Here is a 12,061-nt window from a genome sequence, read left to right as displayed (position 1 = left end):
CCGCGGCCAGCGCCTCGACACAAATTTTCCGCGGCGCGCACTTCGGTGCGCGCCGTTTTATTTTGGCCATGCGGCATGAAAACCGCTTGCCTCACTGGCGCGAAGGCGAGAAAAGTTAATCGGCCGATTAACTCGCCCCACAAAGAATGTCAGAGACGGCTGCCGGATCGCCGGCATCCGCCCGCGACCCGAGGAAACAACAACGTGCTCGATCAATCAGCCCAAGAAAAATCGGAAGCCTCGTCCGCCCGCAGCTCCGGCCCGCTTGCGGGCTTCCGCATCGTTGAATTCGCCGGCATCGGGCCCGGCCCGTTCGCCTGCATGATGCTCGCGGACATGGGCGCCGACGTCGTCACGCTCGACCGCGTCGGTGCGAAGAAGAACATGAAGTCGGTGGCCGGGCGCGGCCGCAAGGTGATCGAGCTCGACCTCAAGGACAAGGCGGCGATCGCGCAGGTGCTGGATCTGCTCGCGAGCGCCGATGCGCTGGTCGAGGGTTTTCGTCCCGGCGTGATGGAGCGGCTCGGCCTCGGGCCGGACGTCGTGCTCGCGCGCAATCCCAAGCTGGTCTATGGCCGCATGACCGGCTGGGGCCAGCAAGGCCCGCTCGCCAATGCCGCCGGCCACGACATCAATTACATCTCCATCACCGGCGCGCTCGCCGCCATCGGACCGAAGGAAGCGCCGGTGCCGCCGCTCAATCTGGTCGGCGATTTCGGCGGCGGCGCGCTCTATCTCGTCGTCGGCGTGCTCGCCGCGCTGCTGGAAGCGCAGAGATCCGGCAAGGGCCAGGTCGTCGACGCCGCGATGTGCGACGGCGCGGCCTCGCTGATGTCGTTCTTCTTCGACATGGCCAATATGGGACGCTGGACCGAAGGGCGCGACCAGAACTTCCTCGACGGCGGCGCGCACTTCTACGGCGTCTATGAATGCGCCTGCGGTCATTTCATCTCGATCGGCTCGATCGAGCCGCAGTTCTACGCGCTGCTGCGCCAGCATGCCGGGCTGACCGATGCCGATTTCGACGCGCAGATGAACCCCAAGGCCTGGCCGGCGCTGAAGGAGAAGCTCAAGGCGGTGTTCAAGAGCAAGACGCGCGAGGATTGGTGCAAGATCATGGAAGGCACCGACATCTGCTTCGCGCCGGTGCTGACCATGTCGGAGGCGACAAAGCATCCGCACATGGTCGCGCGCAACGTGTTCATCGAGCGCCACGGCGTGAAGCAGCCCGGTCCCGCGCCGCGTTTCTCGCGCACGCCCTCGGCCGTGCGCGAGCCGGAGCCGGCGGAGATCGCCGCGGTGACGACGGCCTGGAAGAGATAGGATCTCTTCTGCCACACGGCCATCAGGCCGGCTGAAATCGAGGGAACTACGTCGTTCGCACCGCGGGCGCGATCTGCGATGATCGCGGTCGCTCCGGGAGATTTGCCATGGCCCTCCAGCTTCGGCCGAACTGCGAATATTGCGACCGCGACCTGCCACCAAACGCAACGGACGCGCGGATCTGCTCCTACGAATGCACGTTCTGCGCGGACTGCGTCGAGACCAAGCTGTTCAACGTCTGCCCGAACTGCGGCGGTGGCTTTGCGCCGCGCCCGATCCGCCCCACCCGGGAATGGCGGCCGGGGATCTGCACGGCGAAGCAGGCGCCGTCCGACAAGCGCGTGCATTTGAAATACAGCCTCGAGGACGTCGCCGCGCATTGCGCGAGGATCAGGGACGTGCCGCCAGAGAGGCGGTAGGCCTTTCCACGCCGTCATTGCGAGCGCAGCGAAGCAATCCAGAAATGCATCCGCTGAAGCAGTCTGGATTGCTTCGTCGCAAGAGCTCCTCGCAATGACGGAGAATGTGGAGAGGGCGGCCTACTCCGCCGGCAAGATCGTCCCCTCGACCTCGCCGAAGCCGATGCGGTAGCCGTTGCCCTGGCACCAGCCGCGCATGACGAGGCTATCACCGTCTTCCAGGAACGAGCGCTTGGTGCCGCCGGGAAGCTCGACCGGCTCGCTGCCGTTCCAGCTGATCTCGAGCAGGCTGCCGCGCTGGTTCTTCTCCGGGCCGGAGATGGTGCCGCTGCCGAGGAGATCGCCGACATTCATGGCGCAGCCTGAGGAAGCGTGGTGCATCAGCTGCTGCACCGAGGACCAGTACATGTACTTGAAATTGGTGCGGCTGATGCTGGCGGGAGCGTTGGCGCCGGCGGCGCGCAAGGAGACGTCGAGCTCGACATCGTAGTTCTGCGGCTTGCTCTGCTTGAGATAATCGAGCGGCACCGGCTCCTGCTGCGGCCCCTTCAGCCGGAACGGCTCCAGCGCTTCGCGCGTCACCACCCAGGGGCTGATCGAGGTCGCGAACGCCTTGGCCAGAAACGGGCCGAGCGGCACATATTCCCATTGCTGGATATCGCGCGCGCTCCAGTCGTTGAGCAGCACGAAGCCGAAGATCATCTCCTCGGCCTGTTGCTCCCCAAGCATGCCGCCCATCGGCGAGGGCTGGCCGATCACCGCGCCCATCTCCAGCTCGAAATCGAGTCGCTTGCACGGCGCAAAGCTCGGCAGATCCACATTCGGCGGCTTCAACTGCCCGCGCGGGCGCTTCACCTTGGTGCCGGAGACCACGACGGTCGAGGCGCGGCCGTTATAGGCGATCGGCATATGCAGCCAGTTCGGCTGCAGCGCATTGTCCTTGCCGCGGAACATCACGCCGACATTGGTGGCGTGTTCCTTCGAGGAATAGAAATCGGTGTAGCCGGAGACGGCGAACGGCAGATGCAGCTTGGCCTCGCGCATCGGCACCAGCGCCTGTTTGCGCAGCTCCTCGTTGTCGCGCAGCTCCGGATGATCGTGGCGCAACAGCTCGCTGATCCGTGCCCGTGTCTTTGCCCAGACTTTTGGCCCCAGCGCCATGAAGGGATTGAGCGAAGCTCCGGAGAACACGCCGAGCGGACCGACATCGAGCCGGGAATCCTGCTCGAGCTCCCAGAGATCGAGCACGTAATTGCCGATCGCGACGCCGACGCGCGGGGTCGGATTGGCCGCGGTCGAGAACACGCCGTAGGGCAGGTTCTGGATCGGGAAGTCGGAAGAAGGGTCGACCTCGATGAAGGAGCGCAGGCTGGGGTCGTTGGGGTGGGGCATGGGTTTCCTGCCGGATATTTTCTGACGGTTTCTCCACCGTCATTCCGGGGCGCGCGGAGCGCGAGCCCGGAATCCATACTCACGATCGTGGTTATGGATTCCGGGCCTGCGCCTTCGGCGCATCCCGGAATGACGCAGTAACTACGGCTTGCTCGGATCGAACTTCTTCTCCAGGCCCTTCCAGCAATCGGCATAGTCGTCCTGCAGCGTCGAGGCATTGGCGGCGTGCGCGGTGACGCGCTGCGGATAGCGGGTCTCGAACATGAAGGCCATGGTGCCGGTCAGCTTCACCGGCTTGAGCTCGCCATTGCTGGCATGCTCGAAGGCATCGCGGTCGGGGCCGTGCGGCAGCATGCAATTGTGCAGGCTCATGCCGCCGGGGACGAAGCCTTGCGGCTTGGCGTCGTAGACGCCGTAGATCAGGCCCATGAACTCGCTCATGATGTTCATGTGGTACCAGGGCGGACGGAAGGTGTTGTCGGCCACCATCCAGCGCTCGGGGAAGATGACGAAGTCGATATTCGCGGTGCCCGCGGTTTCCGACGGCGAGGTCAGCACCGTGAAGATCGAGGGATCGGGATGATCGAACCCGATCGCACCGACCGGCGAGAAGGTGCGCAGGTCGTATTTGTAGGGCGCGTAATTGCCATGCCAGGCGACCACGTCGATCGGCGAATGCGCGAGCTGCGTCTTGAACAGCGCGCCGCCCCATTTCACGTAGAGCTCGGTCGGCGTGTCCTTGTCCTCGTAATGCGCGACCGGCGTCAGGAAGTCGCGGGCATTGGCAAGGCAATTGGCACCGATCGGCCCGCGTTCCGGCAGCGTGAACGCGCCGCCGTAGTTCTCGCAGAGATAGCCGCGGGCCGGCCCGTTCGGAATCTCGACGCGAAACTTGACGCCGCGCGGGATCACCACGATCTCGCCGGGCTCGGCATCGATGCGGCCGAACTCGGTGACGAGGCGAAGATTGCCCTGCTGCAGCACGAACATCAGCTCGCCGTCGGCATTGTAGAAATGCTGGTCCACCATCGACTTGGTGATGAGGTAGACATGCGCGGCCATGCCGGCCTGCGTGTTGACGTCGCCAGCGGTGGTCATGGTCTGCACGCCCTGGACGAAGGTGACGTCCTCCTTCGGCAGCGGCGTCGGATCCCAGCGCAGCTGCGCGATCGGCAGATCGTACTCATGACACGGTGCCGAGCGCCACAGGCCGGCATCGACCTTCTCGAAGCGGCCGGAATGCTTCACCGACGGGCGGATACGGTAGAGCCAGGAGCGCTCGTTGCTGCCGCGCGGCGCGGTGAAGGGCGAGCCGGACAATTGCTCGGCATAGAGCCCGTAGGCGCAGCGCTGCGGCGAGTTGCGCCCGATCGGCAGCGCGCCAGGCAGCGCCTCGGTCTCGAAGCTGTTGCCGAAGCCGGACATGTAGCCCGGCGTCACCTGGGCCGAGCTGCGGATGATCTGATCGGGCGAGGTGTTGATGTTCATGGCTATCCTCCTCCTTGCAGGGCGGCCCACATCTCCTGGTCGCGCTTGTCGGTCCAGATCACGGGATCGTCGATCCCCGAGGCCTCGTCATAGGCGCGCGACACGTTGAACGGCAGGCAGTGCTCGTAGATGGCGAAGCTCGAGAACTTCGGATCCATCACCTCGCGCGTCGCCGCCATCGTCTCCTTCAGCGAGCGGCCCTTGGCCACCGACAGTTCGGCGGCGCCGTAGAGCGAGGTGACGAAGTCGCGCGTCATCGCGATGGCCTCGCGGCCCGTGGCGAGCCCCTTCAGCGCGTCGCCGCGGCCCGGCGCGATGGCCTTGGGATTGAAGTTGCGGATCTCGTTCAGCGTCAGCGGCCATTCGCGCAAATGCGCATCGCCGCAATAGCAGGCCGAATGATATTCGATCAGGTCGCCGGAGAACATCACTTCGGCATCCGGCACCCAGGCGACGATGTCGCCCGAGGTGTGGCCGGCCCCGAGCTGCATCAGCCGCACCTCGCGCTTGCCGAGGTAAATTGTCATCTCGCCTTCGAAGGTCAGCGTCGGCCAGGTCAGGCCCGGGATGCTCTGCGCATCCTGGAACAGGCGCGGGAAGCGGCCATATTCGGAATCCCAATCCTGCTTGCCGCGCTCCGCGATCAACCGGTAGGTCTCCTGCGAGGCGACGATGCCCTGCGCCTTGTAGGCGGAGGCCCCTAACACGCGCACGGCGTGATAATGCGACAGCACGACATATTTGATCGGCTTGTCGGTGACGGCGCGGACGCGCTCGATCACCTTGTTCGCCATCGCCGGCGTCGCCTGCGCGTCGAACACGAGGCAGCCGTCGTCGCCGACGATGACGGCCGTGTTCGGATCGCCCTCGGCGGTGAAGGCATAGAGATCGGTGCCGATCTCGGAGAAGGTGATCTTCTTCTCGGCGAGATCGCCGGTGGATGCGAAGTTCTTCGCCATCAATTCGTCCTTTGAGCTTTGCTTTGAATTCTCGGGGTCATTGTTGCTGCTGTTGTTGCTGCTGCTGGCCGTCGATCATGCGGCGCTTGGCGAGGCCGATCGCCTCGCGCAGCACATCGATGTCGCCGATATGATTGGCGAGGATCAGCACCAGCGCCGCGTCGAGATCGGCGCTCTGCTCCTCGGTGAGGCCGCGATGCGCTTCGACGACGGCCCGAAAGGCGTCGTCAGGCCGCGCGAAATTGGAGTCGGTGGACAACGGCATGCAAAACCTCGATTCAGGCCGTCAATTAAAACCTTGGGCGCGCGACAGCGCCGCAGCGACGGCTTCGCGTGTGTGATGACGGAAGCGCGCCGTGACATAGCCGTCGGGCCTGAGCAGATAGGCCGTGCCGGGTCCGCCATCATAGCGCTTCGCGACGAGGCCCGAGGGATCGGCAAGTCCGCTCTCACCGCCGATCCGGATCGCCTTGACGCCGGCCGGCGGATCGATCGCGGCGCCATTGCTGAACGACAGCAGCGTGAAGTCCGTTCCACCCTTGCGGAACGCATCCGTCAGGTAGGCCTGCTCGGCAATCGGCGCATCGAGCATGGAGCAGCCGGGAGGCGGTCCGCCGTGCCAGGCATCGGCATCGGGCGACGACAGCGGGGAATCGTAGCTGCACGGCACCGACAGCCGTCCGCCATTGACCATGCGCTTGCCGAACTCGGTCTCCTTGGCGAGCGACAGCACCGCCTTGCGCAGCCGCGCTTCCTGATGCGAGTTCGGCGCCATGAAATCGGTGGAACGGGTGGATTCGCGGATGTTCTCGTCGGCCGCCATGCTGCGCTCGGCATGATAGCTTTCGAGCAGGCTCGCCGGCGAAGTGCCGCGCAGCACGCGATCGAGCTTCCACGAGAGATTTTCGGCGTCCTCCAGTCCGGAATTGGCGCCACGCGCACCGAACGGCGAGACCTGATGCGCGGAATCGCCGGCGAAGATCACGCGGCCATGGATGAAACGATCCATCCGCCGACACTGGAATTTGTAGAGTGAGATCCATTCGAACTCGAACTTGTCGTGACCAAGCATGCGCGCGATCCGCGGCCGCACATTCTCGGGCTTCTTTTCGATCACGGGGTCGGCATAACGATTGAGCTGAAGATCGATGCGCCAGACGTCGTCGGGCTGCCGGTGCAGCAGCGCGGAGCGGCCGGCATGGAACGGGGGATCGAACCAGAACCAGCGCTCGGTCGGGAATTCCGCCGTCATCTTGACGTCGGCGATCAGGAACTGGTCCTCGAACACCTGTCCCGCGAACTCGGCCCCGACCATCTGCCGCAGCGAGGATCGCGCGCCGTCGCAGGCGATGACATATTGCGCATGCAGACGATAGGCGCCCTCCGGCGTCTCGATAGTGAGCGCCACGCCGTCGTTGCGCTGCTCCAGCGCCGTCACCTTGTTGCGCCAGCGCAGGTCGATCTCGGGAAGCTCGCTGACGCGATCGACCAGATAGGCCTCGGCGTAATATTGCTGAAGATTGATGAAGGCCGGCCGCTTGTGGCCGTCTTCAGGCAGGAGGTTGAACTGGTAGAGCTGGGACTCCCCGTGAAAGATCCGGCCGACGCTCCAGACCACGCCCTTGGCGACCATGCGGTCGCCGACGCCGAGCCGGTCCCAATATTCCAGCGACCGCTTCGAGAAACAGATCGCGCGGGAGCCCTCGCCGATGCGGTCGGCGTCATCCAGCAGGACGACGCGCTGGCCGCGCTGGGCCAGATCGATCGCAAGCGACAGCCCGACCGGGCCGGCGCCGACAACCACGACCGGATGCTCGGCCGGGCTTTGGCTGGCGCGGTCCTGATCGGGATGGCGGCGATAGCCGAACTGGGCTTTGGCCTGATGCGTCGTGGGTTGCGCCATACACTAACCTCGGCTCTGGTCAGGAGAGCACTGATCTGTTAGATAGTCTCACGTGCAACTATTTTGGACCGGAGCCGGCCGGCCGTCAACTGGAATTCGGAGCACTCTCTTGGCGAGGACATCCAGCGACACCGCACTGAAGGCGCGCGAGGCCGATCAGGCCGCAGTGCGGCGAGAACCGCGGCTCGATCTGTTCAAGTTCGTGCCGTTCCGGCTCAACCGGCTCGCGGCCGAAGTCAGTTCCGCGCTCGCGGTCGAATATCAGGAACGCCACGGTCTCGACATCCCGGCCTGGCGCGTGATCGCCACGCTCGGGTTCCGTAACGATGCCTGCAGCGCGCAGTTCATCGCGCAATGCACCCGCACGCACAAATCCACCATCAGCCGCGCGGTGACCGCGCTGCTCAATCAGGATCTGATCGAGCGGGTCGAGAACAAAGCCGACCGTCGCGAATTCCGCCTGCAACTGACGGCGAAGGGCCGCGCCCTCTACGAGCAACTGTTCCCGCAATTGCTGCGGCGTGAAGACGAGATCCTCTCCTGTCTCTCGGCGCAGGAGCGCAAGCAGTTGTCCATGCTGCTCGGCAAGATCGAGCAGAGCCTCGATTTGATTCAGACCAGCGAAGAGGCCGACGCGAAGCAGGCGTATTAACGCGTGTGCCCATAAAGCGGACATCGACGAAGCACGGGCCCACGTCCGCGATGGGCCAGAAGCGGACATTCGCCGAGACTGGTTAGGACCTAGGGCGTCCGTCGCTGCCCTGAAAGAAGTAAACCTTGTACAAAAAATAGAATAAGCAGACGAAGAAGCTCTCAAACAACAGCAGCGTGGCTATGAAGAGAGCTGGCTCTTCGGACAGAACAATCGTCCTGGTGAAGCCCAGTTTTCCCCATCCGATTGTTAGGTGTCCGAATAAATATGGATACGCCGCAACAGAGATCGCGCCTGTGGCAAGTCCTGCGATCGCAATGCACTTCTCCCAGAGCGGTCGAGCAGCCAATCGCCTGAGGTTCTCTGTTTTAGTTCTTTGCCGCTCAGTGTCGCTCATGAGCAGGACGCGACTGTCAAGAACACCAGCGTCGGCGAGCCATCGTTTCCATCGCGGCCAAGTTGCAAGCTGCTGAGTTTGACTCTCTTCGGATCGCAATTCGCCCATGAGTGTGTATGTCGGTCTGCGTGACGGATAGGAAGCACACCTTATGGGCACAGACTTAAGAGATTGTTCTCTGAAATGATCGAACGCTAAGGGGCGAAGAACTCAACCTGAGCAAATCTGGTTCGCAATGCCTCACTGAGCGGACCTCAATGGGCTGCGCTGCTACTTCACTGATGGGCCAAACGCAGACGTCGCCAGTAGTCGCGACAATTAACGCCATTCGATTCCGTATGCATCAATGGGCTGCTGAAAGCCTTTGAGATGGTGGGCACCCAAGCTTGACACTTGCACACGATCTCGGATGCAATCCTGTACAGCCTTTGACACGAGAATGGCATCGGGGTCGGCCAACTGACACAAACGAGCGGCCAATTGAACGGTCGCACCGAACAGGTCGTTGCTGTCAGCAATCGGCTCGCCGACATCGATGCCAATTCGCACCTGAAGCTTCTCCTTGCTCGCCAGATTGAAGGCTTCAAATGCCCGCTGGATGGCGCGGGCGCATTGCACGGAGGCAGAGGCGTCGGCAAAGGATGCCATGATACCATCGCCGGTGTGCTTCACCACATGCCCGCCCTCGTCCTTCAAGGCCCGGCGCACCAGCGCGTCATGAGCCCGAACCATCTCCACTGAACGGGCATCGCCAAGACGCTCCGTCATGCTGGTAGAGCCAACGATGTCGGTGAACATGATAGCTCGCAGCGCCGAATCGAATTTGACATCGTCTGCCGCGCCGCTAGGGGCCGGGTCGGACACCCTCCCCAGAAACGCCTGGACCGCCGAGAGGTCCACTTCGATGACATCTTTCGCTACGTCGCCGTGAGCTTCGTCATGAACCCTCATCGCCGTTCGGATATCCGGTGCGTCAATGAGACAGAAGCCCGTACCGCGCGATTCATCAAACCAGTACGTTAGAAAACGAACGCCGTATCGATCTTGCACTTCCAAATCTTTGCGATGCGCCTCGGCGATATCGGCGGCGGTCAGCCCCGAGAGATCGTGTCGATCAAGGAAAATTGGCATCGGCAGCACCCTATCCAATTCTTCGAAATATGGCCTGAAGTCTGCACTAAGCTTGAAGTTCCCGAAAGGCCAATCCCTGCGTCCTGATGTCAGCTCCGAGTCACAAGGCGACGTCCCGCGGGTAGGGCTGCGTGTCCGCTCGCCCCTCGAAAGCCGGCATCCAGGATCTATGAGCACGAACCCAAGTCGATCGCGGAGGTGCGTAAGCGCCGTCTCGCGGTCGATGCTTCGCATCGCCGCGAGAACCATGAAGGCCCGGCTGCTGCATCTCGGCCTTCATCCTTCGAGACGCGTGCGAGGGCGCGAGGCACTGACGCCATGCTATTTCGCAAACGACCGCGACGGCGGCAGGTGCAGCGCGAAGGCGTCGACCTTGTCGCCGGCACGCGGATAGATCTCCGTCACGATCGGATCGTGGCCGGGAATGAAGCGGTCAGGATGGCCGGCGAGGCGCTCGATCGTCTCCCAGCCTTGCGCCATGTCGCCGACATTGTAGACGATCGGGAACGGGCTCCTGCGCTGCAGATTGGCGTAGTAGTGCGCGGCATCGGATGCCAGCACCACCGGCCCCCGCGCGGTTTCGACCTTGACCACCTGCAAGCCGTCGGAATGGCCGCCGACACGATGCACGGTGACGCCGGGCGCGACCTCGCCCTCGCCCGAGTAGAACGTGACGCGCTCGCCATAGACATGGCGCACCATCTGCGTGACGTGCTCGACCGAGAACGGATGGCGCAACAGGCCGTTGCACATGCAGCGGCCGGTCGCGTAGGCCATCTCGCGCTCCTGCAAATGGAAGCGCGCCTTCGGGAAACGGTCGAGATTGCCGGCATGGTCGTAATGCAAATGCGTCACGATGACGTCGCGAATGCTTGATGCGGCGACGCCGAAGCGCTCCAGCGCATCGACCGGGTTCAGCGTCAGCTTGCGCGCCCGCGCGCTCGCCTCTTCGGCATTGAAGCCGGTGTCGACCAGAATGTCGCGGCCGCCCCCGCGGATCAGCCAGACGAAATAATCGAGATCCTGCGCCGCGCTGTCATGCGGATCGGGCGCCAGGAAGTTCATGCCGGGGGTGCGCGGCGACATCGTCGCATAGCGCAGGGCGTAGATCTCGTAGGCGCTTCCCATGGTTCTTGCTTTGCTTTTCTGAGTGGGTCTTGACGGGACGATGCTGCGCAAGCAAGCCATCGTCCGCCGTAAAGGTCAAACCCCGCGCGGCGCGACCGCGGCGGGGCCTTCAATGTGAGACCCATCACGTTTTCGACGCCGTTCCTGCCCTACCATGCTGCCGATAGGATCGAGCCGGATCGCGACGAGGACAGCCATGACAACCTGTTTATTCCCCTTGCGGCGCACCCAGGCGTTGCGGTCAATAGTCGCGATAACGCCGAATCTCCAAGCGGTTGACGCCCCCCGTCCCCGGTTTGATAATGGAAGAAGCGTAAGTTAAGGTCGCCGCGGCGCAAGCTGGGAACGGCGCCTTTTTGGCTGGACCGCGCTGATTATGAAAATTCGCTTCTTTTTTCTTCTGCCCTTGCTCATCTCGCTCGTCCCGACTGCCCCCTCGTTTGCGGCCGGTGAGCGTTTTGCGCTGGTCATCGGCAACGCCAAATATCCGGACGCGGATGCTCCGCTGAAGGAACCGATCAACGATGCACGCAACCTCGCCGACGAGCTCAAGCGCGACGGCTTTGCGGTCGAGATCGGCGAGAATCTGACCGGCGACGGCATGCGCCGCGCCTTCGACAAGCTCTACAGCAAGATCAAGCCGGGATCGGTGGCGCTGGTGTTCTTCAGCGGCTTCGGCATCCAGTCGGCGCGCCAGAGCTACCTGCTGCCGATCGATGCGCAGATCTGGACGGAGTCCGACGTGCGCCGCGACGGTTTCAGCCTCGAGACCGTCCTCGGCGAGCTCAACACCCGTGGCGCCGGCGTCAAGATCGCACTGATCGACGCCTCCAGGCGCAATCCGTTCGAGCGCCGGTTCCGCAGCTTCTCGGCCGGCCTGACCCCGGTCATCGCGCCGAACGGCACGCTGGTGATGTATTCGGCGGCGCTGGCCTCGGTGGTCTCCGACGCCGGCGGCGATCACAGCCTGTTCGTCCAGGAGCTTTTGAAGGAAATCCGCGTCCCCGACCTGATGGCCGAGGAGACGCTGAACCGTACCAAGATGGGCGTTACAAGGGCGTCGCGCGGCGAGCAGGTGCCGTGGATATCCTCTTCATTGGCCGAAGATTTCTCGTTCAGCCCGGGAGCCGGCGGACCGCGTCCGGCACCGGCGGCATCGCCCGCGCCTCCCGCGCCGCCGCCGCCGGTCGTCGCCAACAACCCGCCGGCCCCGCCCGCGCCGCCGACACCGCCTCCGCCGTCGAAGCCGGCCGACACCGCCGCGGCACC

At 63.7% G+C, this 12,061-nt stretch carries 11 protein-coding genes; 4 read left to right on the top strand and 7 right to left on the bottom strand.

The window, feature by feature from the left end; translation table 11 throughout:
• The first annotated feature begins 204 nt into the window (after positions 1 to 204).
• Together AC066S_RS31050 and AC066S_RS31045 are read left to right on the top strand one after the other, a co-directional pair.
• Positions 205 to 1,323, top strand: a complete 1,119-nt coding sequence (locus AC066S_RS31050; protein ID WP_478271385.1) for a CaiB/BaiF CoA transferase family protein — start codon at positions 205 to 207, stop codon at positions 1,321 to 1,323.
• 107 nt (positions 1,324 to 1,430) lie between these two features.
• Complete coding sequence (locus AC066S_RS31045) at positions 1,431 to 1,742, top strand: DUF1272 domain-containing protein (protein ID WP_478271384.1); 312 nt, start codon at positions 1,431 to 1,433, stop codon at positions 1,740 to 1,742.
• Between the two features lie 120 nt (positions 1,743 to 1,862).
• On the opposite strand, the gene fahA is transcribed toward AC066S_RS31045, so the two are convergent.
• The 5 genes from fahA to AC066S_RS31020 form a co-directional block, all read right to left on the bottom strand.
• The gene (gene fahA, locus AC066S_RS31040; RefSeq protein WP_478271383.1) at positions 1,863 to 3,134 is read right to left on the bottom strand and encodes a fumarylacetoacetase; all 1,272 of its coding nucleotides are present in this window, start codon (positions 3,132 to 3,134) and stop codon (positions 1,863 to 1,865) included.
• Between the two features lie 141 nt (positions 3,135 to 3,275).
• Entirely contained in the window at positions 3,276 to 4,622 is a 1,347-nt protein-coding gene (gene hmgA, locus AC066S_RS31035) for a homogentisate 1,2-dioxygenase (RefSeq protein WP_167772399.1), read from the bottom strand.
• A gap of 2 nt (positions 4,623 to 4,624) precedes the next feature.
• Positions 4,625 to 5,581 (bottom strand): MBL fold metallo-hydrolase, encoded by a 957-nt coding sequence (locus AC066S_RS31030; protein ID WP_126260619.1) that lies wholly within the window; start codon positions 5,579 to 5,581, stop codon positions 4,625 to 4,627.
• A 37-nt stretch (positions 5,582 to 5,618) separates the two neighbouring features.
• Positions 5,619 to 5,846, bottom strand: coding sequence for a DUF2783 domain-containing protein (locus AC066S_RS31025; RefSeq protein ID WP_375306186.1), 228 nt, complete (start codon positions 5,844 to 5,846; stop codon positions 5,619 to 5,621).
• A 21-nt stretch (positions 5,847 to 5,867) separates the two neighbouring features.
• Positions 5,868 to 7,484 (bottom strand): FAD-dependent oxidoreductase, encoded by a 1,617-nt coding sequence (locus AC066S_RS31020; protein WP_478271382.1) that lies wholly within the window; start codon positions 7,482 to 7,484, stop codon positions 5,868 to 5,870.
• Between the two features lie 109 nt (positions 7,485 to 7,593).
• Here AC066S_RS31020 and AC066S_RS31015 point away from each other — a divergent pair, with 109 nt between their 5' ends.
• Entirely contained in the window at positions 7,594 to 8,136 is a 543-nt protein-coding gene (locus AC066S_RS31015) for a MarR family winged helix-turn-helix transcriptional regulator (protein WP_126260616.1), read from the top strand.
• A 715-nt stretch (positions 8,137 to 8,851) separates the two neighbouring features.
• On the opposite strand, the gene AC066S_RS31010 is transcribed toward AC066S_RS31015, so the two are convergent.
• Both AC066S_RS31010 and AC066S_RS31005 read right to left on the bottom strand, forming a co-directional pair.
• The gene (locus tag AC066S_RS31010; RefSeq protein ID WP_126260615.1) at positions 8,852 to 9,664 is read right to left on the bottom strand and encodes a nickel-binding protein; all 813 of its coding nucleotides are present in this window, start codon (positions 9,662 to 9,664) and stop codon (positions 8,852 to 8,854) included.
• A 321-nt stretch (positions 9,665 to 9,985) separates the two neighbouring features.
• Positions 9,986 to 10,792 carry an N-acyl homoserine lactonase family protein gene (locus AC066S_RS31005; protein ID WP_164718953.1) on the bottom strand — a complete coding sequence of 269 codons (807 nt, stop codon included), beginning with the start codon at positions 10,790 to 10,792 and terminating at the stop codon, positions 9,986 to 9,988.
• Positions 10,793 to 11,168: 376 nt separating this feature from the next.
• Between AC066S_RS31005 and AC066S_RS31000 the strand changes: the two genes are divergently transcribed.
• A partial coding sequence (locus tag AC066S_RS31000) for a caspase family protein (protein WP_478271381.1) occupies positions 11,169 to 12,061 on the top strand: 893 nt, incomplete at its 3' end.

The organism is Bradyrhizobium sp. CFUWI, from assembly GCF_056429085.1.
This window is presented reverse-complemented; position numbering and strand designations above follow the sequence as displayed.

What these genes read in the sequence shown, in the direction of transcription:
- fahA (WP_478271383.1), bottom strand. Translation starts at nt 3,134, where the DNA reads ATGCCCCACCCCAACGACCCCAGCCTGCGCTCCTTCATCGAGGTCGAC.
- hmgA (WP_167772399.1), bottom strand. Translation starts at nt 4,622, where the DNA reads ATGAACATCAACACCTCGCCCGATCAGATCATCCGCAGCTCGGCCCAG.
- AC066S_RS31005 (WP_164718953.1), bottom strand. Translation starts at nt 10,792, where the DNA reads ATGGGAAGCGCCTACGAGATCTACGCCCTGCGCTATGCGACGATGTCG.
- AC066S_RS31030 (WP_126260619.1), bottom strand. Translation starts at nt 5,581, where the DNA reads ATGGCGAAGAACTTCGCATCCACCGGCGATCTCGCCGAGAAGAAGATC.
- AC066S_RS31020 (WP_478271382.1), bottom strand. Translation starts at nt 7,484, where the DNA reads ATGGCGCAACCCACGACGCATCAGGCCAAAGCCCAGTTCGGCTATCGC.
- AC066S_RS31010 (WP_126260615.1), bottom strand. Translation starts at nt 9,664, where the DNA reads ATGCCAATTTTCCTTGATCGACACGATCTCTCGGGGCTGACCGCCGCC.
- AC066S_RS31045 (WP_478271384.1), top strand. Translation starts at nt 1,431, where the DNA reads ATGGCCCTCCAGCTTCGGCCGAACTGCGAATATTGCGACCGCGACCTG.
- AC066S_RS31025 (WP_375306186.1), bottom strand. Translation starts at nt 5,846, where the DNA reads ATGCCGTTGTCCACCGACTCCAATTTCGCGCGGCCTGACGACGCCTTT.